18 protein-coding genes are annotated in these 25,632 nt (G+C 46.2%); 11 read left to right on the forward strand and 7 right to left on the reverse strand.

What is annotated here, in order from left to right; translation table 11 throughout:
* Positions 1–1,044: 1,044 nt before the first annotated feature.
* From AACQ93_RS16915 to AACQ93_RS16945, 7 genes are all read left to right on the forward strand, one after another.
* Positions 1,045–2,259: an AAA family ATPase gene (locus AACQ93_RS16915; protein ID WP_064606792.1), complete on the forward strand. Its 1,215-nt coding sequence runs from the start codon at positions 1,045–1,047 to the stop codon at positions 2,257–2,259.
* An 8-nt stretch (positions 2,260–2,267) separates the two neighbouring features.
* On the forward strand, positions 2,268–3,242 hold the full coding sequence (locus tag AACQ93_RS16920; RefSeq protein WP_007463272.1) for a ParB/RepB/Spo0J family partition protein: 975 nt from the start codon (positions 2,268–2,270) through the stop codon (positions 3,240–3,242).
* 139 nt (positions 3,243–3,381) lie between these two features.
* Positions 3,382–5,478 (forward strand): tRNA(Met) cytidine acetyltransferase TmcA, encoded by a 2,097-nt coding sequence (locus tag AACQ93_RS16925; protein ID WP_064606795.1) that lies wholly within the window; start codon positions 3,382–3,384, stop codon positions 5,476–5,478.
* 58 nt (positions 5,479–5,536) lie between these two features.
* On the forward strand, positions 5,537–6,277 hold the full coding sequence (locus AACQ93_RS16930; RefSeq protein ID WP_064606798.1) for a phosphatase: 741 nt from the start codon (positions 5,537–5,539) through the stop codon (positions 6,275–6,277).
* A 338-nt stretch (positions 6,278–6,615) separates the two neighbouring features.
* A complete protein-coding gene (locus tag AACQ93_RS16935; protein WP_157097596.1) occupies positions 6,616–6,993 on the forward strand; it encodes a hypothetical protein in 378 nt (125 codons plus the stop codon).
* A 506-nt stretch (positions 6,994–7,499) separates the two neighbouring features.
* Positions 7,500–8,912 (forward strand): DUF342 domain-containing protein, encoded by a 1,413-nt coding sequence (locus AACQ93_RS16940; protein WP_232323346.1) that lies wholly within the window; start codon positions 7,500–7,502, stop codon positions 8,910–8,912.
* 92 nt (positions 8,913–9,004) lie between these two features.
* On the forward strand, positions 9,005–9,154 hold the full coding sequence (locus AACQ93_RS16945) for a hypothetical protein (RefSeq protein WP_232323347.1): 150 nt from the start codon (positions 9,005–9,007) through the stop codon (positions 9,152–9,154).
* A gap of 211 nt (positions 9,155–9,365) precedes the next feature.
* Here the strand turns inward: AACQ93_RS16945 and AACQ93_RS16950 are convergent, their stop codons facing one another.
* The 3 genes from AACQ93_RS16950 to AACQ93_RS16960 all read right to left on the reverse strand — a co-directional run bounded on the left by AACQ93_RS16950 (position 9,366) and on the right by AACQ93_RS16960 (position 14,901).
* Entirely contained in the window at positions 9,366–11,267 is a 1,902-nt protein-coding gene (locus AACQ93_RS16950) for a bifunctional diguanylate cyclase/phosphodiesterase (RefSeq protein WP_084419274.1), read from the reverse strand.
* Between the two features lie 488 nt (positions 11,268–11,755).
* Positions 11,756–13,108, reverse strand: a complete 1,353-nt coding sequence (locus AACQ93_RS16955; protein ID WP_064606807.1) for a sigma-54-dependent transcriptional regulator — start codon at positions 13,106–13,108, stop codon at positions 11,756–11,758.
* Entirely contained in the window at positions 13,105–14,901 is a 1,797-nt protein-coding gene (locus tag AACQ93_RS16960) for a sensor histidine kinase (protein ID WP_064606810.1), read from the reverse strand. The genes AACQ93_RS16955 and AACQ93_RS16960 overlap by 4 nt, the downstream gene beginning before the upstream one ends.
* Positions 14,902–15,284: 383 nt before the next feature.
* Here AACQ93_RS16960 and pdxH point away from each other — a divergent pair, with 383 nt between their 5' ends.
* Positions 15,285–15,920 (forward strand): pyridoxamine 5'-phosphate oxidase, encoded by a 636-nt coding sequence (pdxH, locus tag AACQ93_RS16965; protein ID WP_064606813.1) that lies wholly within the window; start codon positions 15,285–15,287, stop codon positions 15,918–15,920.
* Positions 15,921–16,009: 89 nt separating this feature from the next.
* On the opposite strand, the gene AACQ93_RS16970 is transcribed toward pdxH, so the two are convergent.
* The 4 genes from AACQ93_RS16970 to AACQ93_RS16985 all read right to left on the reverse strand — a co-directional run bounded on the left by AACQ93_RS16970 (position 16,010) and on the right by AACQ93_RS16985 (position 19,804).
* The gene (locus tag AACQ93_RS16970; RefSeq protein ID WP_007463251.1) at positions 16,010–16,174 is read right to left on the reverse strand and encodes a hypothetical protein; all 165 of its coding nucleotides are present in this window, start codon (positions 16,172–16,174) and stop codon (positions 16,010–16,012) included.
* A 164-nt stretch (positions 16,175–16,338) separates the two neighbouring features.
* A complete protein-coding gene (locus AACQ93_RS16975; RefSeq protein WP_064606816.1) occupies positions 16,339–17,049 on the reverse strand; it encodes a helix-turn-helix transcriptional regulator in 711 nt (236 codons plus the stop codon).
* Positions 17,050–17,557: 508 nt separating this feature from the next.
* Positions 17,558–18,742, reverse strand: a complete 1,185-nt coding sequence (locus tag AACQ93_RS16980) for a putative manganese transporter (RefSeq protein WP_064606819.1) — start codon at positions 18,740–18,742, stop codon at positions 17,558–17,560.
* A gap of 102 nt (positions 18,743–18,844) precedes the next feature.
* Positions 18,845–19,804, reverse strand: coding sequence for an AEC family transporter (locus AACQ93_RS16985; RefSeq protein WP_007463245.1), 960 nt, complete (start codon positions 19,802–19,804; stop codon positions 18,845–18,847).
* Positions 19,805–20,519: 715 nt separating this feature from the next.
* Here AACQ93_RS16985 and AACQ93_RS16990 point away from each other — a divergent pair.
* The 3 genes from AACQ93_RS16990 to AACQ93_RS17000 all read left to right on the forward strand — a co-directional run bounded on the left by AACQ93_RS16990 (position 20,520) and on the right by AACQ93_RS17000 (position 25,573).
* Positions 20,520–21,290, forward strand: a complete 771-nt coding sequence (locus AACQ93_RS16990) for an AraC family transcriptional regulator (protein ID WP_051035728.1) — start codon at positions 20,520–20,522, stop codon at positions 21,288–21,290.
* A 404-nt stretch (positions 21,291–21,694) separates the two neighbouring features.
* Positions 21,695–24,823 carry a bifunctional proline dehydrogenase/L-glutamate gamma-semialdehyde dehydrogenase PutA gene (putA, locus tag AACQ93_RS16995; protein ID WP_064606822.1) on the forward strand — a complete coding sequence of 1,043 codons (3,129 nt, stop codon included), beginning with the start codon at positions 21,695–21,697 and terminating at the stop codon, positions 24,821–24,823.
* A gap of 27 nt (positions 24,824–24,850) precedes the next feature.
* A complete protein-coding gene (locus tag AACQ93_RS17000) occupies positions 24,851–25,573 on the forward strand; it encodes an aldehyde dehydrogenase family protein (RefSeq protein ID WP_232323348.1) in 723 nt (240 codons plus the stop codon).
* Positions 25,574–25,632: the final 59 nt, after the last annotated feature.

The raw sequence follows: 25,632 nt of genomic DNA on the forward strand, positions 1-25,632 counted from the left end.
TCATACAGATAATGAAAGCATGATCAAATGGGGCTCGGAAGGGTGATCATCAATAATCCGTAACTATGATCATCAACGCTGAGAAACGATGATCATGGTGTAAAAACAGGTTATCCACAGGCTTATTCAGTGCTGGCCAGTCGTTTACTGTTTTAATGGACTATTTTTGCGGTCTTTTCTACCGGAAAGATGATCATAGTCGCGGTATTTCAATTTCTGATCCGGCCTGTTCTCTTCCTTCTGCTCGTTATTTAAACAAAGTTGAAATGACACCCGCCGTAAATTTCAGATAGAAGTACATGTGTCCGGGAGCGGACGCATGATCAAGATGGCGTTGCTGTATTTCAATTTGATTTCAATTACAGTTGAAATCAGGCCTGAAGCTACGGATTCTGGCTTTATGTGGCTGACAAAGCCAATTGGAATCTGCAATCTCCGTAAGTTAGTCTGTTTTTTACATGCTTCCGGAAACGATCTGGTTTGCATGTTTTGTCGGATCTGTTTCTTGATCATTTTTCCGTATAACTCAGACAGATCATTTTATCTCTCTCTTACTATTTTACGGTGTGAATCCCCTTGATCATCGTTTCTGTTTTGCCGTTTTTCATCGGAACAATGATCAAGTGTTATTGGTTAAATGTTCTTCACTGCCTGAGCATGGCGTTTTTTTTTATGATTTCAGGCTGATCGTTGAGTTCGGTTTATTATTTCAGATTGAAATTGAATAAAGACCAGAAATGATAATGAAATTGCTTGAAGTTGAAATGACACCTACCGTAATTCAGTCAATATTTATACGCTTCCGGGGATTAGGCCAATTTACATTGTAAAGCAGTGACGCTGTAACACTTTTATTGGGTGTTTATATTAGGGTAATTACAGCGCTAATTTTGAATCATTGATGGTCCATCTTGGTTTGTTTTTTGGTCTTTTTTCTTATTTTCACCTGAGATGAATATCACACTGGTTTGTTCAGCTTTTTATTGTATGAGACTTTGTTTGCTGTACAATGTGGCAAAACACTAATGATGGCGAACAATTACAATGAATAGGGAACAGACGATTGAAAATTTGCTCAACATTGCTGAGCAAACGAAACAGGTTCAGGCTGACCGAATCGAAATCGTATTGGAAGAGCGTCGTGAAGAGCTTTTCCCGCCGATGTCGAAAGCCCTGATGGAAACACGATCGGGACTAACCCGTCGTAAACTGGATGATGCAATTTCTCGTATGGAAGCCGATGGTCATCAGTTTACGAAAAACAATGCCAACCACTACTCTATTACGCTAGAAGAAGCGCATGAGTTAATGGAAGCGGCAAAAAAGCCTGCTTTTTATGAGCGTGAAGGTGCCGGTCGTAAGCCGTGGGTAGTGAATGTCCAGAACCAGAAAGGTGGCACCGGTAAGTCGATGACGGCCGTTCATCTGGCTGCATGCCTTGCACTTGATTTGGATAAACGCTATCGCATTTGTCTGATAGACCTTGATCCACAGGGTTCGCTTCGTCTATTCCTTAACCCTCAGATTAGTGTCGGTGATCAGGACACTATCTATTCTGCTGTGGATGTAATGTTGGGTAACGTGCCTGAAGGCCAGGAAATGGATAAAGAGTTCATGATGAACAATGTTGTTCTTCCTACTCAGTATCCGAACCTTAAGACGATTGCAGCCTTCCCGGAAGATGCCATGTTCAATGCCGATGCATGGCAAGATTTGGCAGTTAATCAGGATCTTGATATTGTCCGTCTGCTTAAGGACAGGGTGATTGATCCGATTGCGGATGAGTTCGACATCATTATGATAGATACCGGTCCGCACATTGATCCACTGGTATGGAATGCGATGTACGCTTCAAATGCGCTGATCATTCCGTGTGCTGCCAAGCGTCTTGACTGGGCATCCACGGTTAACTTTTTCCAGCACTTGCCAACTGTCTATGAGATGTTTCCGGAACAGTGGCATGGCCTTGAGTTTATTCGTTTGATGCCAACCATGTTTGAAGATGACAATAAGAAGCAGGTCTCTGTTTTGACTGAGATGAACTATCTGCTTCGTGATCAGGTAATGATGGCTACGGTACCGCGAAGCCGTGCGTTTGAGACTTGTGCCGATACCTACAGTACCGTTTTTGATCTCACTGCGGCTGAATTTGAAGGTGGTAAGAAAACCTTGTCGACTGCTCAGGACGCTATTCAGCGCGTCAGCCTTGAGCTTGAGCGCGTGATGCACAGCCACTGGGCGAATTTGAATCAGGAGTAACATAACAGATGGCAATCAAAACCAAAGATCTCAATGCTCGTCTGTTCGGCAAAGCGGATAAACGCCGGGCAACTAATGCAACTGAGGCGCAAACTGCGGCTCGTGATAAAGCATCTGTGATTGAGCTGGCTGTTGCCGGTGAAGAAACTGTTGCTTTTGAACTGGTTAAGATCGCCGCTGGCGAAGTAGCAACGAAAACGCAGGTTTTTGCCGAAAATGCCCGTGAGCAGGCGTTTCTGAATGAGCATGCGCTGGCCGATATTCTTAGTACGCTGAAAGACCGGGGCCAGCAATATCCGGCAGTGGGTCGCTGGCTTGATGACGGTGGAATTGAAGTGCTTGACGGTAGCCGCCGTCGAATGTCCTGTATCCTGGCAAACAAAGATTTCCTAGTTTATGTTGCCAAGGGGATCAATGGTGAGCACGCTAAATTCCTGTCTGATGTCGCTAATGCACATAAGCCGTTATCTTTGTTCGAGCGCGGTAAAGAAATGCAGATGTTGTTGCAAACCGGCAAAGTGGCTGATCAGAAAGAGTTGGCGAAATACTGTCAATGTAGTGAAGCGCTGGTTAGCGGTGCATTGAAAGCGGCTAGCCTGCCGATGGAGCTGTTGATGGCTTATCCGAGTGTCGGTGAGCTGGGGCGCCCGACCATTGTTAAGTTGCACCGCCTATTTTTCGGTCTTGATAATGACCAGCAAAAGCAGCTGATCAATGATATTAGCGATGGCGAAACGGCAATGTGGAAGAAGATTGATGCCCAGGGCATTACCCGCATTACCCGTGAAGTGACCATGCTGCTTGAACAAATGGGTGAAGCGCTGAAACCAAAGGTTGAAGTTGAAAAACCTAAAGCTCAGGAGCTGATCAAAGGTAAAGTGACCTTTACCCGCGACGGTGACAAACTTCAGTTAAAGCTGAAGAAACTCACCGAGCGCCAGGCCGATGACATCCTTGCCTATCTATCGGACTATTTGAAATAAAGCAAATTTACCCGCACAGAACCACGCCATCAGGCGTGGTTTTTTTATGTCTAGATACATCGTTATCAATCAGGTTGTTTTGTCGTTTGGCTATCTCATCATGCTATGATCCCGGTGTAAGTAATAATTGAGTATTGAAATGTCTGAACTTATCGGTTTTTGCACTGCGCTTGCCGAGCGTGTTTCCAAGGCGAATGTTCGTTTTCTGGTAGTCGCCGAAGGACCGCTCAACTGGGGAATAAATATTGCCAGTCAGTTTGCATCGGTACATGGTCACACCCTTTGGGCCGGAGAAAGTGCGCCGTCAGAATTGACTTCCATTCCGCTGAAAAAGGCGAAAAAGTGGCTGGGTCAGGAGTGCAACTTCCTTGTTTACAATGCCCATCAAGGCGTCGATGTTGAAGCATTGGGCGCATTATCGGGAACAGTGACTGGAGGTGGCGGTATGCTATTACTACTTCCACCTTCGTGTCGGGAAGGTGACGAAAGTGCATTGCCTTCTGTCCGTCGTTTGATGTCGTTGTTATCAAGTCCGGAAGTGCTATGGCTTGAGCCTGACAAAGCGTTACCGTCATTGCCGGAGTTTGCGTCAACTTGCTCACTATACAGGGATACTGAATTTGGTTGCCTTAACGACGAACAGTATCAGGCTGTGTGTGCAATTCGCCGTGTAGTAACTGGACACCGCAAGCGCCCGTTAGTGCTTACAGCTGATCGGGGAAGGGGTAAATCATCGGCTCTTGGAATTGCTGCTGCAAGTCTGATGTCTGAACGTCGATTACGTATCGGGGTAACCGCGCCTTCTTATGCAAATGCTGATACTCTGTTTTTTCATACCTCACGGTGTCTGGGATTGGATTATCACCAGCAGAGAAAACTTGAACACGACAAGAGCCAAATTGAGTTTTTTGCCCCAGATTATTTACTGGCAAAAGATGTTTGTCTGGATTTCCTTATTGTTGATGAGGCGGCAGCCATTCCAGCTCCGATTCTCACTCGCTTGCTGAATCAATATAACCGGATCGCGTTTGCCAGTACTATTCATGGTTATGAAGGTACCGGGCGGGGATTTGCGATTAAGTTCCGTCAGCAACTGGATGTGATCGCGCCACAATGGCGACAACTGCAAATGAGCCAGCCAATACGCTGGGCAGAACAGGATCCGCTGGAGCTGTGGACTTTCAAAGCTTTGTTGCTGGATGCCGATTATCCTTCAGTTGATGCTGACAAGATAGCTAAGGAATCGATACGATATCTTTGCATTTCTACTGAAACTCTGTTGAGTGATGAGGTTTTACTTTCACAAGTTTTTGGGCTTTTGGTTAATGCTCATTACCAGACATCGCCGTCAGATCTTTCTCAGTTGCTTGATGATGAATTTGTCCAACTTGTTGTAGCAATGGCCGATGATGTGGTTGTTGGATGTTGTCTGTTAAGCATTGAAGGTGGCTTTTCATCGGAGTTAGCGCAGGAAATTACCCTCGGTAAGCGACGTATGCGTGGACATTTGCTACCGCAGTCTGTTGCTGCACATGTCGCTATTGCTGAAGCTGCGACGCAGCGTTGTGCCCGGATCATGCGAATAGCTGTTCATCCTGAGTTGCAACAACGAGGGATTGGTCTGGCGATACTGGATTACTGCCAGTGCTGGGCTGAAGAAAAACAATTGGATTACCTTGGAACCAGTTTTGGTTTAGTTCCTGAGTTGTTCGATTTTTGGAACCGAGCTGGCTACTGTCCGATTCGACTTGGAGTTACCAAAGATGCTGCCAGTGGGGCGCATTCCTTACTGACTGTGTTACCACTGTCAGCCGCGGCGTCAAATTGGTTGGATGCTGCAGAACATATTTTTAGTTTCAATTTTCAAGCTCAACGTGTTGAACAGTTTCGTGAGTTAGCTCCCGAGCTATTCATCAAGTTGTTTCAGCGAACGGTTAAATCCGAGCCTTCATCTAACGGCGCAGAGATGGAAATCATTTCCCGTCAATTAGAGGTCTACGCAGACGGCGGCCTGGGGTATGATCTGGTTATCGCTAGTATCCAATCCCGTTTAGAGGCCCTCTTAGCGCAGCACAGTGTTGAGGTTTCACCGTTGTTAAGTCTGGCGGTAGCAAAGGTATTGCAGCGCCAGAGCTGGGAAAAAGTTATTTCGGATTACGGTTTTGTCAGTCGAAAGATGGCCGAGAGAGCATTGCGTGACTGGGTCAGCTCTCAGCTTCTTGTCAGGTTAACCTGAAGATAGCCCGGCAGATACGATTGGATTGTTGATTTATTTTTTGTAAGGAGTTTAGTTTATGCAGTTTGTCATTGATACCCATACCCACACTATTTCAAGTGGCCATGCCTACAGTACCTTACTTGAAAATGCCCAGGCTGCTGCGCAAAAAGGATTGGCTCTATTCTGCACAACTGATCATGCTCCGACAATGCCGGGATCACCTCATTTTTGGCATTTTGCTAACCAGCGCATCCTGCCTCGCTTTCTTCATGGTGTCGGGATTCTTCGTGGTGTTGAAGCTAACATACTAAATCTGGTTGGTGATATAGATCTGGACCAAAGAATTACTGAGCAGCTTGACTGGGTGATTGCAAGTTTTCATGAACCTGTGTATCGACCTGCTGATTCCCGGGCCCATACTCAGACGTTGGTAAACGTGATTCGCAGTCAAAGGGTTCATGCTTTGGGACATCTCGGTAATCCTAATTTTGACTTTGATTTTGAAACGGTTATTTCCGAAGCGGCAAGACACAATGTGGTGATTGAGATAAATAACTCTTCATTGTCTGGTTCTCGCAAGGGGAGTGAGTCGCGCTGTGAAGAGATTGCGGCCTTTGCTAAAGAATGTGGTGCCAGGATCACTACTGGTTCAGATGCGCATTTTGCTTACGATGTGGGCAACTTTAATCAGGTCGGTCAACTATTAGAGAAAGTCGCTTTTCCACTTGATCAGGTTATTACCCATCACCCTCGTGTTTTCCTTAATTTTCTTGAAGATCGTGGTCAGCAGAAAATTACCGAGTTTTCGGCGTTGTAAACTCTGACGCTTTTGCTGTTATTTACACTGTAAATTTTAAATTTATGTTCATGATGATGAATGGTTTACAGTGTAAATTACCTTTTCTTTCTTCACCTGAATCTACCTTGCCCTTCTTAATTTTTAGCTTTAGATAAAAAGTACCGAGCTCTTCCTGACGTCACCTACAGCCATAATCTTGTGTTTTCTAACTTAGGCCTGTCTCTATGCCGAGATTATAGGGCGGCAAAAATTTGGTCTTCCTTCCATAAAATAGTCTAGAGTTAATAAGATAACGGGTGAAATTATTTGTCATAAGTTTCGCCGATAATAGTGATTTTATTTTTAGGGGAGAGGCCATGAGTTTAATTAAAGTTCAAAGCGAAGCCCTTAAGAAGATAATGATGCCATTTACGCCTGTTACCAATCCTGACTTAGAATATTCTCCGGGTAAGGATGGGATGGCTGCTCGTCTTCACAAATGTTCGCTTGAATGTGAGGGGTTTGATGTCGGTGAGAAGGTGTGTATCTCGCGCCTTAATAAGCGTTGTCTCTTCCTGAGAGCGGCTTCACCGCTAGAGTTAAAAGCGTCATATGAGCTGGTATTACAAGGCTTTTATGTGCTGGATGGTTACCTAACTCCCTCAGAGCGGGATAGCACTGAATATTGCTATCAATTTCATTCTGATACTTGGCTGACAGATGAACAGATAATGAAATTGGCGATTGACTTTTAACGGATAAAAAAATGCCCCGAAAGTTCGGGGCAAGCTTGGACTAAGACATTGCTGTTATATCGGGGGAACTAACAGCAACGTGTAATATGCAGTCCGAGGTTGGTAATAACATATAGCTATTCTTGTGCCAACTTTTAAAAATGACCGTAAAAACATTAACTTATTGAAAAATAAGGGTTAATTTTCATTTGCTGTTTTTTTTAATTCAGCGGTGGGTGGAATTGCACCCATTTGGTGAATTTGAGGTGTCATTTGCCACCCCTTTCTTTCTCTTTCCCATCTTTATTGTTACTTTTTTTACTCATATTTTGGATTGATGTATAGCAAGGAATTTGCTTTGCAGAAGCTTCTAATGGCTGTATGACGCTTCTGCTGAAAGTCAGATTCCGAATTACTGATGATTCTGTGACTTGGAAAATACTTGGTTTCTTCAAGGTTGCGGTAAGATGGAATCAGTAGAATCGCTTTAAATGACATTGGTTCTGATTTCTGAGTAGGAGTCCTCAATGACACAACGGCTTCTTAAGCTGTCTCAAGATGGTCAAACTATTTCATTACAGGTGGCCAATCTGCCTGCTGAGGCTGAATTGACTCGTGATGATATAGTGACTCAGCTCGCTGAGCTTGATGCACTGGACTTCTATTTGTATGAAAACGCAATCGATACTGTCCTGCAATCCCCTTTAAGCAAAAAAAATGAAACGAAACCGGATGATGATTCGGCTGATATTGTTATCGCAGAACGCCGCGATGCAACCCTGGTCGTTAAGACTGATCCGGATTTAATGGCTGCGTCGATTACCGTGATTGGAGCGTACGGTGGTTCGGTACCTAACGGAAATTTGTTGATTAATGCTTTAAAAGAAAATGGCATTGTTAAAGGGATCAGAAAAAGTCAGTTGCAGGAGTTGCTGCATCAAGCGGTTAATTTGACTCCCGGTCAAAAATTCACATTACCGGTTGCGTTTGGCCGTCAGCCTGAACATGGTAGAGATGCCGTATTCGAACCATTAGTAGAAGATGCCAGTCGTCGTATTCTTCGTCCGCAGGAAGGGAATGACGGCAAGGTAGATATGCGTGATCTCGGCGAGCTAATTACAGTCAGGGCCGGGCAGGCAATCATGCGTAAGCATTCTGCGACAGAAGGCGTCCCCGGTTTTAATGTCCTTGGCAAGGCCATGGCAGCCATTCCGGGTAATGATGCGAGTTACAATGTGGGTGAAGGAACTGAGCTCTGTGAGAACGATTATTCGCTGTTGATGGCAACGAAATCCGGTTTACCCGTTGTTGTACAAAATGGAATGACGGTTGACGATGCGCTGACGCTAAATGGGGTTAATGTTTCCACTGGTCACATCAACTTCGATGGCAGTATTTTGATTAATGGTGACGTATCTCCGGGAATGAAAGTGTTTGCGACCGGCAATATTACGGTTAATGGTTTTGTTGAATTGGCGGAGCTTCGTGCCGGTGGTGATATTGCAGTCGTGAAGGGAATCATTGGTCGTCAGCAAGAAGGCAATAAGCTGGGTTGTTACGTTCAGGCCTCTGGTAAAGTAACTAGTAAGTTCGCTCAGTTTGTTGAGATAGAGGCTGGAAAAGATGTTTGCTTCTCTCTTCATGCTCTCCACTGTGTGATCAAGACCCAGGGGGTGGTGCAAGTTATTGATGAGTTCAGTCGACACGGAACATTAAGCGGTGGATATATTGAAGCCGACTACGGTGTTAGAGCCTTAAACATTGGTGCATTGGCCGGTATACAGACAGAGATCATTGCTTTCAGTCATTACACAAGCTTGAGGGAGCAACTTAATGATGCTTACCGAGCCGTTGAACAGCAGCATGCTCAATTGCAAAAGATCAAAGAGGCGCAGCTGAAATTACTGAAAATTCCGACAGCAAAGCGCCCCCCGAATTAATAGAAAAAATTAAAACTACGACGGTAGCCAGTCAACAAAAAATGTTGACACTAAAAACGTCATATCTCACCTTGAAGCAAGAATATCAGGCGATGTTAGATCAGATTTCGATAACTGCGGTTAACCGCCTGTATTCAGGAGTTAGTTGTCAGATAGAAAGAGAGCGCCTGAACATTCAACAAGAGCATGGCCCGTCTACTTTGCTTTATAAAGAACGTGCATTACAGAGGTTGTCGCTGTAGCCATCATTTACACTGTAAATTTGTACCACGCTTTTGTATTTTCAACATAAGTCTTGGTGAGTTATGTGTTGTATGACATATCTCAAAAATACGAGATGGTCTATTGATCATCTCTTGGCGACATCTCGCCTCCTCATCCATTGTCCCCAGAGAGTAAACTCAGGAATATTTACACTGTAAATTGTTTTGCTGATTTCAGTGCAAACAAAAGCTAGATATAAGAAGCCGCTGCTTCTCGTTCCATACATTGCTGTTCGATAATAAAACCCTGGAACCCACTCACAAAAAGCTCAGACAGGCGGTCCAGTTGAGTTTGGGTTTCCACTCGTGTGGCGATTGTCATGATATTCAGGCTGTATGCGGTGCGGGAAATTGAGGAAAGCACACTGGCCCGTATCCGATCATTGAGTTGGTTTGTATAAGCAAAATCAATTTTGACGTAGTCGGGACGAAACTCTTTGAGGTAATCTAGCGATTTAAAATGACGACCATAGTTGTCGACGCCAAATCGGAATTTATAAAAACGGATTGCTGAGCAAAGCAGCCCGGTTGAATCTGGTGAACGAACAAAGCTCTCCTCGGGTAATTCAAAGAATAATCGATCGGCCAGTATCTGGTTTTTCTCCAGAATCTTACTTAGCCACCGAATGAAAGCAGGATCCTTAACACTGCTGTTGGTGATATTGATGGCCAGCGGTCCGAGTTGAGGATTGGCATTTAATCGATTGATAAGCTGGGCTATCACATGGCGGTCAAATAAACTGCCCACATCCAAATCTTCAATGGCGCCGAGAAACTCGCTGGCGGTATAAACCTGTTGTGCTTTTTTAATAGCGGTAAAGACTTCATATTGGTAAATCCCGTTGGTCATTAAGGAAACCGGTTGGAACTGATAGACAAAGTAGTCATTATCAATCGCTTCAAGCAGCAGTTGTTTCCACTGTTGTTTTCCAAGAATTGAGTGAGGGGCATGTTCATCAATTAGGGCAATAGGGTTTTGCGGATTCAGTGCTGCTTTTGTTAGCGCGTTATCCAGTTGTGTCAGCAAGGTACTGGCGTCAGATGGTGTTGTGTTGATCAGCAGACCCACCTGTACTGAGAGAATTGCTTCAGGAAGGAAAATTTCGTGAGCGGTTTCAACAACGGTCTTCATGCTCTCAGCGACTGATTGTAATTTATCTTCGGTGACAGTAGGAGCTAATAAAGCAAACTCATCAAAAGAAAGACGGGCGAGGGTGATATCACTCAGGATTATCGCTTCATTCAATCGCCCCGCAATCTCTTTCACAAGCTTGTCTCCTTCACCGAAACCCTGAAGTCGATAACAGTCATCAATTAATGATGTTTTCAGTATCGCCAGTCCTCCCCTAGCAGAGTTTGCCAGCCATGAATTGAGCTGACTTACATAGAAATTTCTGTTACCTAAGCCAGAGACCGGATCCCGGTAAGCCTCTTCTTTTAATTTTACTGCTTCTTTAGCCTGCACTTTGAAGTTTATTTCAAGCTGTGTTGTTAGGTGATTAATGACTTTAACTACGGTCTTTAGATCAGCTGTTGTCGGCAATGGGAAAGGGGGACCAAACTGATTGTTCATCAGCTGTTTTGACTGGCTGATGATTGTTGTCAGCGGTTTTAAAGGGCGTTGTATCAGGTAGCAGAAGCAACCAGTGGTTAAGAGAAAGAATGCCAGCATCAGAAATATAAATCGGGCCCATGAGTGCCATAGCTGTTGATAAGGGGCGACGGGCTCTATGACAACAGAGATTTCCATAGCTGGAAATAATTTGCTATTCAGGGGCCTGCTTATGCTGCGTTGTTCAAACAAGCCCAGTCTGACGAACCATGTTGGTACATTATTGAAATTAACAAGCTGTCGCTTTTCAGCCGTTTTTCCTGATGATAATTCGGTGATTACTACTCTACTCCATTGATGGGTGTTAAGCAGTTCGTCAGCAATCTCCGAGAGGGAGTCATTGTGACTGTGTTTAAGCTGGATGACGTATTGGGCACTTTTTAAATCTAGTGCTATTTGTTGGTTATATTGTCCGGCAATTAGGGAATGGATGGAAGTAAAGTGGACCGTAGCTACAGTCAACATTAGTAGCGTGAACATCACTAAGGACCATGAGATTAATTGTCGATATAAGGTCATAGATGTAACTCTGGCTAAAATCTGAATAATTCCGGATGCGTTGATTGCGTTCTTAGAAGAAGCCCGGCTGTTGTTATTTCTGAACCTACTGTGATGCAGCAGATGAAAAAAACACTTAGCTGTCAGCGATATTGAAATGGTCCGACAGGCTTGCATTGTTGACCGACAGCTTTCCGTATTGTCAGCTCAGACAATAAAAGCGTGTTCAGTGAACTAAGCTAATTTAGCAAAAGAAACTTTGTCCCCCCATTTTTGAATCAATACCGGATGACGCTTCCTGAAGATGGTTCGTATTTCAAATGAAAATCTGGGCTTTGTTACATTACTAACTTGAGCTGAAAATATGGGAATGTGAGCGAATTGAAATGGCGTTAGAAAAGAAGGGGGAGGGAGATCCGAGGCGACAGGTATATTTCCTAACGATATGCTAACCTGCCGCCAGATAGGCGTTATCCCGAAATTTTGAAGTCGTCTTTGTCTATATTGTGCTTCTTAAGTTTGTCGTAAAGGGTTTTGCGGGCCAATCCCAACTCTGTCTGCACTTCTTTCAGTCTCCCGTTATGACGCTTGAGGGCGTCACAGATCAGCGTAAACTCGAACTGATTCATGCGCTCTGTCAGTGTTGTTGTCAGAGGCTCTTCACTGAACTGGTTGGTGGTTTCCATTGTCGGTGTATCGCCCATCAGAACTAGCCTTTCTGCCAGATTACGAAGCTCTCGAACATTACCCGGCCAGTCATGCTCTAGCAGGTTCTGTAGCAGCTCAGGGTTGATCGTTGGCGGTTCAATCCCATAACGGGTGGATGCCGAGCGGGCGAAATTTTGAAATAGCATCGGGATGTCGTCTTTGCGTTCCCTTAGTGGCGGAATATCAACACTGACAACATTGAGGCGGTAATAGAGGTCCTGACGAAATTCACCCCGCTCGCTCATTTGTTTCAAGTCCACTTTCGTTGCCGCTACAATGCGGATGTCTAACGGCGTTGCTTTGTTTGTACCCAGCGGCTCGACTATGCGTTCTTCCAGCACCCTTAGCAGCTTTATTTGCAGTGACATTGGCATTGATTCGATTTCATCGAGAAACAGCGTACCGCCGTCGGCATAAGCAATCTTACCGACACGTTTCTTTTGTGCGCCGGTGAAGGCCCCGGGCTCATAACCGAATAGCTCACTTTCAATCATGGTTTCCGGTATGGCGCCACAGTTAATGGCGACGAAAGGGTGGTCTTGGCGGATACTGTGATCATGGAGAAAGCGAGCTACCAATTCTTTACCCGTACCGGTTTCACCGTGGATCATCACATCTGCCGGGGTATCTTTAATATGGGATAGGATCCGGCGCAGCTGTTTTATCTGTGGTGTATTACCAAGAATACGTGGCCCTGGTCCGCTTTGGGCTTCCAGCTCACGACGCAATTCACGGTTTTCCAGGACAAGCTCTCGCTTATCTGCTGCGCGCTTGACGACATCCAGCAGGTTATCGGTAGAGAAGGGTTTCTCCAGGAAGTCATAAGCGCCGAGACGCATCGCATCAACCGCGGTAGAGATATCGCCATGGCCGGTCAGCATTATGATTGCCAGCTCTGGATCGATAGCCAGAGCTTGTTTTAAAAACGAAATGCCATCAATTCCCGGCATATTGATATCGGAAATAATGACACCGGGAAAATGATTATCGAGCTTTTCCAACGCCGGTTTGGCAGAAGCGTAAAGCGTGACATCGTAATCCTCTAGCTCAAGTGTCTGCCCCAGTGCGTCGCGGATCGGTTTTTCATCATCGATAAAGATTACTTGTTTGTTCATTCTAATTCCTCTGTGCAGCGGGGAAGCGTGATAATAAATTCAGCACCACCACCAGTGTGGTCGGTGACAGTCAGAGAGCCGGAAAAGGAGTCGATGATCCGGCGGGAAATGGTCAGGCCAAGGCCCAATCCGTCACTTTTGGTGGTAAAGAATGGCGTGAAAATCCTTTTTTTCTGACCATCATCAAGTCCCGGGCCGTTATCCCAGATATGAATTTTGACTTGGCTATCGCCACTTTCCAGTTTGATACCTATCTGTGGTTGATGGGCGTTAGCCAATGCCTGGATTGCATTGCTGAGCAGATTAATGATGACCTGTTCGAATTGCACTGCGTCAGCATTTATCATGATGTCATTAGGCAGTTCATCCATTCGAAGGATCACGCCTTGCTTAATCAGCCGGTTTCTTAGCAGCCCAATTGCCGCCCGGATTGAATCTGCGGCGACAGTGCGTTCGCGGTTATCATTGGCTTTACGGGCAAATACCTTAAACCTTGCGATGATGTCTGCCACCATCTGGTTCAGTTTGATGATTTCTTCGATGTTACCTGCTACTGAATCATAGCGCTCTTTTTGTAACAGCTTGCGAGAGTTCTCTGCGTAGGTTCGCATTGCTGCAAGCGGTTGGTTTATTTCGTGGTTGATACTGGCTGATAGTTCGCCCAGCATGGCCAATTTGGCGGCTTGGACCAGTTCACTCTGGGTCTGTTTCAGCTCGGCCTGGCTACGTTCATATTGCTCTATGGTTTCCCGCAGTTGCTGGTTGGTTTCAAGCAGGTTTTTGGTTCGCTTGATGACCAGCTGTTCCAGTTGGTCATTCAGTTGTGCCAGGGCCTTTTGGGTATTGAGAGTTTGCCACCATGAGGTAAGTGCAAGGCAAAGCAGGGCATAGAAAACAGAGAACATCATTATTGCCTGCCCAACGTATTGATAGGCAGCTTGAATCGGGCTAAAGCCATAAATTGACCATCCCGCCTGTGCCATGTCATGACTAGCAACGACATAGGATGTTGCCTGCTCCTGCAACGGGCTTGTGATATCGCTTATTTCCTGGTTACTGAATTCAGCCAGATTGCGGTACTGAGTAAGCGGCAACAGTGCAGCTTGTCCATACTGACGTGAGCTGATGATTTGTGTTTTGAGTTCTTCATTGAGTGGGATAAGTGAGCGATACAGCCAGTTATCCTCGGAACTATAGAAAATAACACCGTTATGATCAGCGATTGCGTATTCAATTTCTTCATACTGCCAGATGTCTTCAACCAGCGACAAATCGACCTTGATCGTGATGACTCCGTTAATCTCTCCCTGATTGTATACTGGCGCTGAAAAGTAATATCCCCGCTTGTCTGAACTGGCACCCAATGCAAAATATTGCCCGAGCTGACCGTTTATCGCCTGCCTGAAATAAGGGCGAAACGCATAGTTCTGCCCGACGAAGCTGTTGGCCTGCTGCCAGTTACTGGCTGCTAGTGTGGTTCCGCTATGGTCGATAAGATAAATGGTGTCGGCCCCCAACGTCTTTGCCCATTGTTGAAGGAGTTGATTGGTGTCAGCTCGATTATGGTTTTCATTGGTGAGAGGTGCCAGCAAGCGAGGATCATTGGCAAGCACTTCTGGTAGCTTGCTGTAGCGGTTTAATTGAGCATCGAGTTTTTGTCCCAGCTGGTTTACGTCCAGGATCAGCTTTTCAGCCAGATGTTGTTTGACCTGCTGATAAGTGAGTTGACCGATCAGAATATTTAGCAGAATGCCGACAATAACGATGAGACCGAGACATTTAGTTTTTCGCACGAGGTTGTTCCGAAACTGATTGGGTTTAAGTATTGCCTGACTTATTAAAATTTATCACTGACAGAAAAATATTAGTGAGAAACTGTGCCAACAGGCAATAAGTGACGTTGTAATGTTTTTATTTCATTTATTTTATAGGTGGTTATTGCTCTGTTTATCCATCTCTATTATTTTGACTGTAATTTAGCCAATATGCTGAATACCTAGCGTCTGTATAACAAACTTCGGTGAGGGAAAAAACGAGCTGAGTAGCACTGATGAAATGTTATTGTTTCTGATGTATCAATTGGTTGCGAAATGAGCCCGTTGTTTTCTGTGGCGCTTGTTTTTCCTCAAAGCAAGGCGCACAATTTCCCCAGATAAACATTTATGCGGAGTTAACAATGGAATTGTCTGATATTCGTCGTGAGTACACGCGAGGTGGTTTACGTCGGAATGATTTGCCGGATGAGCCGCTCAGTCTGTTTGATAAATGGTTAAAACAGGCTATTGAGGCAAACCTTACCGATCCGACTGCTATGACGGTTGCAACCGTTGATGAAGACGGGCAGCCATACCAACGCATCGTTTTGCTTAAGCATTTTGATAAAGACGGGTTTGTTTTTTATACCAACCTTGGCAGTCGTAAGGCACTGCACTTAAGCAACAATGCTAAGATCAGCCTCCATTTTCCGTGGCACCCGATTGAACGCCAGGTTCATATTACAGGTCAGGCTGAAAAGCTGTCCAAACTTGAAGTGATGAAGTACTTTGCTTCACGTCCTAAGGAAAGTCAGATTGCTGCCTGGGCAAGTAAGCAAAGTAGTCGTCTTTCTGCTCGCGGGGTGCTAGAAGGCAAGTTTTTTGAGTTGAAACAAAAGTTTGCTAATGGTGAAGTACCGTTGCCGACATTTTGGGGCGGTTACCGGGTTCGGGTTAATTCGATCGAGTTCTGGCAGGGGGGCGAGAACCGTCTGCATGATCGATTCCTTTACAGCCTTGAGGATGAGAATTGGTCTGTAGAGCGACTGGCGCCTTAATGCCATAAGCTTTCAAATTGATAAAATAAAAAAGTGTAGCTTTGGCTACACTTTTTCTTGGATTTCATTTTTGGTGCAGCCAGAGCTGATTAGCGCTGGTTTGCTGTCACAATGCTGACACCTTCAGGATGGCGCAGGTTCAGTGCTTTTTCTGCCGACTGAATTGAATCTCGTTCATTTTCAGCCGTGATTTCGTATTTGAACGGAATGTTATAATGCGGGTGTACAACGTAAGTGATAGTAAATTGTTTCATACCAGTTTCCAGCTTTTAAATATAAAAATAATAATTAGGCTAAATTCAAAACTGGCGACATTGTAGGCGGCCTTTACTGATCAATAATTGATCTGGAAACGGTTTTTTTTTCCAAAAATTCAATCTTAGACTGCACAAACCACCCTCAAAATAGGGTGATTTCTTTATTCTTTAAGAATTACGGATAGTTGGCGCTTCAGCATACTTTCGGGAATATGCGAGCCGAAACCAAGATCCAGAGCAAGGTCCAGCAACTCACTCTTGGAGTTTGCGTTGAATTTTTCCCGTAATCGCAGGACATAGTTTTCTACCGTCTTGACCGAAACATTAAGTACCTTTGCTATGTATTGCGGTTTTTTGCCATAGAGCAGTAGGAACAGCACTTCAGATTCACGGGTGTTAAGTTTGACCGCCTGGTTGTGCAGGTCAAGGTTAAATGAAGCCTGCTCTTTACTATTCAAACCGGCTGCACGGCATATCCAGTGGCCTACTTCCAGAATGGCAGTATCTTTCAGCTCAACCCCTGAAAAAATAGTTCCGACGATGTCACCCTGCTCACTTTTCCATGGCGTCTTAGTGAATAAATGTGCACGCCAGCTACCATCGGAATATGGATGAATATCTAGAATTCGCATCCGGTTCCCGGATGTGATTACCTGATTATCCTGTTCACGGAAAGAATCAGCACACTCCACTGTTGGGCTTGGCATGTCAAAATCAGTACGACCGATACAGTCTAAATGGTGATTGACGCCAATAATATTGCCATATTCAGCGTTAGCGTAAACAAAAACGGAATCCTTGTCTTTGCATCCCCAACACCCTGGAAGCTGATTAAAAATATGGAGTAGCGATGGATCGACTTTTTCTTTCACTATTCGTGCCTGATTAACTGGGCTAGGTTAACTTAACTGTACAGAGTGTAATTGAAAGCAGAAATGTTACAACCGCCTGGTGACGGATTATTGGACATATTTGCGAATAAGCAAAAAAAAGCCGGTCTAAAGAGACCGGCAAAGACAAGAGTTTGACTCCGAAGAGCACAATCCTGTACGACGTGTAGAAGAGGTATCCAATTAAGTTCATCTCTTTAATATGAGGGTGTATATTAAAGAAAACTTCATTGGCATGTATCCAATGCTGGATACTGCAAACAGCGAACCGTGTAGTTGGCTCCCTGTCTACGAGAGAAACTATAACCGACAGGAACATGACAGATAAGGGGGGAAATCACCTATTGACTTTTATCTTGTTTTATGTGTTTGGTTGTTTGTTTTCTTTTTAGGAATTAATGATATGCAAATCAAAAGTGTGCATGCTGTTGATATAAAAAAGAAAAGGGGCTAAAGGCCCCTTTTGATTATATGCTTAGTCCTTGATTGTTTATTCAAACAGCCAGAAGTAGCTGTACGCTGCGATAAGTGCTGGCACAGTGGAATAGACAGTTGCCATCATCGCGGCTTTCGGTGCCAGAGCGATAGCTGGGAAAAGGGCATCACCATCATTACTAATGGCATTGCCTAGTTGTGCAGACAGTGGCACTGCGCCGCTGATATAGAGGCTGGTTACCAAAATTTGCGGACCACAGCCCGGAAGAAGACCAATCAATACACCCATTAGTGGCAGCAGTATCGCCCAATTAGAGAAAACAGCCTTTGGATCCAGTCCGGTCCAGAATATGGTCAGTTCAAATATAAGGAATGCACCAACAACCCAGCTGGTTACAAAGTTAGTATCTTGCGCGACACGTTGGAACAGGTTGGCAGTATTGGCTTTCGGATCTTCCGCTACTGCTGACTGGTAATCAGTAACATCTCGGCTTGTTGCCCATAGCAGCATGGCAATCATTGCTGCTGCAGCGCCTACGTAGCTAATGGTACCGGCACCTAAATGGAACACTTGATCGATATCGATTTGTAACGATCCCATTATCGCAATGACAGAGGCTGGAAGTAGTGCCCACTTCCAGAACACTCCCTGCATTCGAAGAACCGGTTCTTTACACTGCTCGTTTGTTTGCTCTGTCTGTTTTGTTTTGGTTTGCGTTGGCCGCATAAAGTCCTGACCATGAATTGCATCAACGATCCAGCCGGAGATGAGACCGATAACAAAACCGACAGCAATCATAGCTAATCCCGTTTCAGGCTCAGCAGCAAGAAGCAGGAAGGCGGCATCCCCCATAGTCGCGGTCAGCACTGCAACAACAGCACCAAAACTTAAGCGACCACTGACGTACTGGGTGATCACGACAATAGCACCGCCACAGCCGGGCAAAGCGCCCATAAAGGAAGCAAATACCACCTGATAGCGAGAACTGTTGGCCAGTAATTGGCTGAGGCGGTTGTTTTGGCTGAGCTTTGAAGCAATGTAGTGGTAAATAGCAAGGGTTGCGGCAACATAGCTGGCAACTTGCCAGAAGGCATCTGACAATACGGCAACAGTCAGTTCCATGGTTGCGGGTGTTGCCAGAAGAGCAATAAGGATGATAGGAAGAATCAGGCGCTTATTCGCAAGGCGCCATTGTTGGGCTTGTAGTTGCTGGTTAACGGCTTTTTGCAGTGATGCCATGATGGCCTCCGACAAATCTTTAAATCTAAGTGAGAATCATTATCAGTTAACAGGAATGATAATGATTCTCATATGATTTGTCGACGATTATTTTTTAATCGATTAGTGGATCAGGCCGGTTGCAGTCAAAAGTGTGAGACCGAAGCTACAAGTAAAGAGGGATCCCAATGTTGTCATCGCGATGACATTAGCTGCTAATCTCGCGTTACCTCCCATTGAGCGAGCCATTACATAGCTGGCTGCTGCAGTTGGCGCGGCGCTCATAAGGAAAATGATCCCGAGTTCAAGATCACGGAAACCAAGCCAGTAACCGGCGGAGGTGATCAATGCCGGAGCGATGATCAAGCGACCGCAGGTTGAATAATTGGCACTGGATGAATCTTGCTTTAATTGTTTCAGATCCAGGCTGGCACCAGTACATAGCAGCGCCAGTGGTAAGGTCATATCTGCAAAGTAGCTCCCCGATTGCAGGAGTACCTCCGGGATCTTAACTTCCAGCAGAGAGAACGGGATTGCGATGCAGGTACTGATGATCAGTGGGTTTTTGGCGATAGAGCGTAACAAATATCCCGTCCCTATGGCTTTTCTACCATTTGAAGAACGGGTCAGGGTTATTACAGCAAGGATATTATAAAGAATCGTCAGCACGGCAACGTAAATCGAACCTGCGGCCAATCCATTGTTACCAAAAGCATTTGAAACATAAGCCAGGCCGATGATTCCGGTATTGGCACGAAACGCCCCTTGGACGACGACGCCGATTTCACTTTTATTTTTAATTAGTTTCTGAGCCATTCCCTCAAAAAGAAGATAAGTCATAAAGTTGGCGATAACAGCAAACAGCAGGAGGTTCGGGTTCCCTACCTCTTGAAGATCTGACTTAACAATACTGAGAAATAGCAGTGCAGGGAGAGTTACGGTAAAGACCAGCTTTGAGCCGGTTTCTATAAATTTATCTTCCAGAATACCTTTGCGTCTGAGTACAACACCCAGCCCAAGCATGATGAAGATTGGGCCGGTGATTGAAAATGAATAATGAAGTTGATTAATAAATTCGTGCATGATCCTTATCCTAATTGTGCATTTCATTTGTAACACAAAAAGAACGTGATGGGAGGCTCGGCGGGTCTGAATGACGTAAATTTAATTAATTTTATGAATATAAAGAGAATTTGTTGCTCATCAGTGGCTTTTTATCGTGCAGAAGCTGTTCGGAACGATGATCAAGAATGGTGTTCTGACGGGGAGTGTCATTTCAATTGGAACGATGATCAAGAAAGATCCTTTTGTTGATCGTTTAAATTACGGAAAAATGATCAAGGGTCAGTAGAGCCATGATCATGCTTCTGTGCCAAGTTTTCATTGTTCCACGTTTTGCTCAGTGGCCGTAACTGCTGGTTGTTATATTCTATATTGCTGAATAAAAAGGATTTATATCATATTTATCGAATTATGCCTTTATGGTTTAGCTCCGGGGTAAAGTTAAACAGATTGGGTGAAAATCCTTATCTTTCCATATGATTATATGCCGCATGGAAATTGGAATGACAATCACCGTAAAATTATGGTTCTTGATCATTTTTCCGCTATGCGTAGGTTTGCACTGTTTGGCTTTTAATCCCTTTGTTTATAGTTACTCCAGTAGGATTTGACTCTGGTATTTCAATCAAGATACAAGCATCCCCTCCGAGCAAACATATGTGGTATCCTCCACCTATGATTGAGAACTATTTATATCTAACTTCGATACGGCATGAACGACAAGCTATATCATTCCATGTTTAAGCCTTCTGAAATCGTGAAGCTGCCCGAACAGATGGATCACCATAACCATGGTTATAACCAGGTGGTGATTGGACTGTCCGGTCAGACAGAATTTGATATTGAAGGCTACGGTAACCTGGTGGGACCCGGTCAGGGCTGCCTGGTTACTGCGGATTCAGAGCATGCTTTTTCCGGGCTCGGTAAAAACGAGATCCTGGTATTAAATGTGCCAGCCGATCAGGTTCAGTCATCATTTTCGCTTGAACGTTGCGATCAGCTGTTTGAGCAGTCGAGCTACTTTTATTTGGATAATCAGGCGCAGAATCTGATTCGTGCACTGACGACCGAGATGGCGGCTCACCCGAATGATCTGCTGCTCAGTAAAGCATGTACTGATACTTTGATGTGTGTACTTCAGCGCCATTTCAAGCCGCTGAGTGGTGAGCGACAGGCTTATCGCCTTGATATGGATATTATCGATCAGTACATAATTCAGCATCTTAATCGTAAAATTTCCGTAACACAGTTGGCCGGGTTGGTTTTTCTGGGTGAAAGTCAGTTCCATCATTTGTTTAAAGAACAGACAGGTATCACACCGCATCAGTATGTGTTGAAAAAACGTCTTGAGATGGCAAAACAGCTGATAGCAGACAGCCAGTTGAGCCTTGCTCAGGTTGCACAAAGTGCCGGCTTTGCCAGTCAGAGCAGCTTCACTCAAGCTTTCTCCCGCCTCTATGGTATGCCGCCGGCACAGTATCGGAAAAAATACGGTTACTCTATTTAAATATTAAATATCAATGGCTTGAATCTTTTTTTAGTATTTGGGCCATTACTCTTTTTCCTCCCTTTAACTGCTTTTCCTGCTTCATCTCTATTTATCTGATTTGTTTGATCTCCATGATCATCGTTCCGTCTTTCCAGTTGTTTTGAGCTGCGCCGCAAGCTGCAAATCAGTCAAAGTTCTGGTGTGTTTCGCTATGCAGAATCTTATTTATTGCTGTGTTTTTGTGTCGAATTTTGTTAAAAAACGGACTTTTTCTAAAAAATATCGGAGAATAGAACAAGACCGCCGTCGGTTAAGGCAATAAAATCCCCTTAATGGTAACACTGGTGTAACATTTAATCTGGGTGTTGAGGCTATCTGCAGATGGTCGTTATGCATTCGGATCCACTATTGAGGGAATAATGATGTTCAATGCGGCAGATGTACTTCAGCCTTCGTTTATTGAGCAATCGCTAGATGAGCTCTGGAAATTAATTTCACCGCTTTACGCGGTTGATGAATCACAGTTGCTTACGCAGCTGTTGCCTTTGGCCGAGCCTTCAGAGCAAGAACGGAAACGCACTACTGAACAGGCAGCATTGCTGATCGAGCGTGTTAGGGCAGATCAGAACGCTATCCAGATGATTGATGCGTTGTTGCTGGAATATAGCCTGGATACTAAAGAAGGCATTTTGCTGATGTGTCTGGCTGAAGCGCTGATGCGTATTCCGGATGCGGCAACTGCTGATGCGTTGATCCGCGACAAACTGAGTGTGGCGGACTGGAAATCGCATTTGAAAAGCTCCGACTCTCTGTTTGTGAATGCGTCGACTTGGGGGCTGATGTTGACCGGTAAGGTTGTCACGCTGGATGCCAAAGAAGATGGTACGCCGAGCCATGTGATTAACCGTTTGGTGAACAAGATGTCTGAGCCGGTGATCCGCCAGGCAATGAACCAGGCAATGAAGATCATGGGGCATCAGTTTGTGCTTGGTCGAAGTATTGGCGAGGCGATGAAAAACGGCAGGGAAAAGCGGGATCAGGGTTTTACCTACTCGTTTGACATGCTGGGTGAAGCCGCGCTGACATCGCAGGATGCCGAGAAGTACTTCAAAGATTACCTGATGGCGGTAGAGGCGGTCGGTCGTGACTCTTACACCAGTGAGAAAGGCAGTAACGCTAAATCGCCGGATCCGACAGTATCAATCAAGCTGTCTGCACTGCATCCGCGTTATGACGTTGCCAACGAGGCCCGTGTACTGGATGAAATGTACCGTTCAGTACTGGAATTGCTCAAGCGTGCCCGTGAGCTAAATGTCGGGATCACGATAGATGCCGAGGAAGCGGATCGCCTTGAGTTGTCACTTAAGCTCTTTGAAAAGCTGTATCGCTCTGACGAAGTAAAAGGCTGGGGCCGTTTCGGGCTGGTTGTTCAGGCTTACTCTAAGCGAGCCCTGCCAGTGTTAGCCTGGTTAGCTGCTTTGAGTAAAGAGCAAGGGGATGTGATTCCTCTGCGTCTGGTGAAAGGTGCTTATTGGGACAGTGAGCTGAAACTAGCCCAGCAGAGCGGGTACTCCGGTTATCCGGTATTTACCCGTAAAGAGGCGACTGATTGCTCGTACCTGGCTTGCGCCCGGTTCCTGCTTTCAGATCATCTGCACGGTCTGATTTATCCGCAGTTTGCCAGTCACAACGCCCATACAGTTTCGGCGATTGTGGCTATGGCAGGCTCGACCAGGGACTTTGAGTTCCAGCGCCTGCATGGCATGGGGGATGCCCTGTATAACCATGTGATGGAAATGCACGATACCAATGTTCGTATTTACGCGCCAGTTGGTAGCCATAAAGACTTGTTGCCGTATTTGGTTCGTCGCTTGCTGGAAAACGGGGCGAACAGCTCGTTTGTTCACCGTCTGGTTGATGCAAGCTGTCCGGTTGATTCATTGACCCGGCATCCGGTTGATGAGCTGTGTTCACGTCCGACGTTGCACAACAGCCTGATCCCGCTGCCTGCGCAGATTTTCGGGGAACAGCGCCGCAATTCAGCGGGCATCAATATTGAGATTGAATCCCAGTGGCGACCGTTTGTTAAGTCGGTTCAGGCCTTTGGTGAACACCAGTGGCAAGCAGGTCCGATTATAAACGGTGTGGTGCAGGGCGGCAGAACAGAAGCCATCACAGCACCGTATGATCGTCGTGAAGCGGTTGGCAGTGTGGATTTTGCCAGTGCCGACCAGGTTGAGCAGGCCATTACCGTTGCGGCAAAAGCGTATCCGGAGTGGTCAGAGCGTTCAGCCTCAGAACGTGCTGATTGTTTGCTGCGACTGGTAGATTTACTCGAAGCTAATACCGGTGAGCTGGTTGCCCTTTGCCACCGCGAAGCGGGTAAGACAATTCAGGACAGCATTGATGAAATCCGTGAAGCTGTCGATTTTTGTCGCTTTTATGCCAACCAGGCGGCTACTGAGCTGGCTGAGACAAAACAGGTGACTTCGTTTGACGGTACATCACGACTGCTGAGTTATCGCGGACGCGGCGTATTTGCCTGTATCAGCCCGTGGAACTTCCCGCTGGCAATTTTCCTAGGCCAGATCAGTGCTGCACTGGCTGCCGGGAATACGGTTGTTGCCAAGCCGGCTGAGCAGACATCGCTGATTGCCTTTCGGGCGATTGAGCTGATGCTTGAAGCGGGTATGCCGGCTGGTGTGATTCAGCTATTGCCGGGAACCGGTGCTGAGGTTGGCTCACCGCTGACGTCGGATCCGCGTATTGCCGGAGTGGCGTTTACCGGTTCAACGGAAACGGCGCAGTTGATCAACCGCTCCCTGGTGGCACGCGATTGCGAGTCGGTTCCGTTTATCGCCGAAACCGGTGGGCAGAACGCGATGATCGTCGACAGTACCGCGCTGCCTGAACAGGTTGTTCGGGATGTTGTCCGCTCAGCGTTTGCCTCTGCGGGACAGCGATGTTCGGCACTGCGGGTGTTGTTCATCCAGGAAGATATCGCTGAGCGGGTCATTGGCCTGATCAAAGGTGCGATGGCTGAGCTGTCGGTCGGGCGACCAGAGTTGCACAGCACGGATGTCGGGCCGGTGATTGATGCCGGGGCCAAGCAGAAACTGCTGACCCATATTCAGTCACTGAAAAATCAGGCCAAACTGGTGGCGCAGGCCAAGCTTGGTTCCGACTGCCAACATGGTGATTTTGTCGCACCGACCGCGTTTGAAATTGCTGGGATCGACATGCTGAAGAATGAAAACTTTGGCCCGATCCTTCATATCGTCCGCTTCAAAGCGAGTGAGCTTGAGCAGGTGATCGATCAGATTAACCAGACAGGTTTTGGTCTGACGATGGGGGTTCATAGCCGAAATGAGCGAACTTACCGCCATATCGAGCGCCGGGCCAGAGTCGGAAATTGCTATATCAACCGTGATCAGGTTGGTGCGGTTGTCGGGGTGCAGCCGTTCGGCGGGCAGGGACTGTCAGGAACAGGTCCGAAGGCCGGAGGTCCGCACTACCTGTACCGTTTCACCCAAGATGTGTTTAACGCTTAATGCGGCTGAGTTGAGAGGGATATAGCGATGACGACAACTATTCAGGCGACAATGCAGACAAAAATTCAGGACATGGTCGACACCAGCGCCGCATCCTGGGAAGGCTGGAACGGGCTGGGCTATGAGTCTCGCAGCCAGATTCTGGAGCGCTGGAGCGAAGAATTGGCTCCGGAGCTGAGTGCTATGGTCAGCTTTCAGTGCCGTAATGCTGCCGAGCATGTTGCTGAGACCATGTTGATGCCGGGGCCAACCGGTGAGACCAATGAGCTGTACTGCGCCGGCCGTGGCAGCTTTATCGTGACTGCTGATGCAGAAACACCTTTGGTCGCGATGATCGGACAGGTGGCGGCCGCGCTGGTTACCGGCAACACACTTTTTGTTTCTCTGCCTTCAGGTTTTTCCCTGTCGGCTGCTGAACTGGTGGCACAGCTTGAGAAAAGTGGCTGTGCCCGCGGTGTTATCACTGCAATAGATTGTGATCAGCTTGCTGATTTGGTTAGTCACCCGGCTGTCGCGGGTGTGGCTTACGCCGGAAAGCAAACGACATCACAGGCGCTGGCGCGCCAACTGGCTGCTCGTGACGGCATGCTGGCTCAGTTGATCAGTGAAACTGATTGTGAGTCGCTGCCAGTGATTGGTAGCCCGACATACTCTCTGCGTTTTGTGACCGAAAGGACACGAACAATAAATATTACGGCGGTCGGCGGAAACGCGACGCTGTTGGAGTTGGGAAGCGGAGAGTCACATTAAAGACAGGTTATGCCGGGTTTTGCGTGGTGGGGGAATCACTCGAACTGCGATGGGCATAA

Origin of the sequence: Photobacterium sp. J15, from assembly GCF_963870815.1 — a bacterium.
Classification (GTDB): domain Bacteria; phylum Pseudomonadota; class Gammaproteobacteria; order Enterobacterales; family Vibrionaceae; genus Photobacterium; species Photobacterium marinum.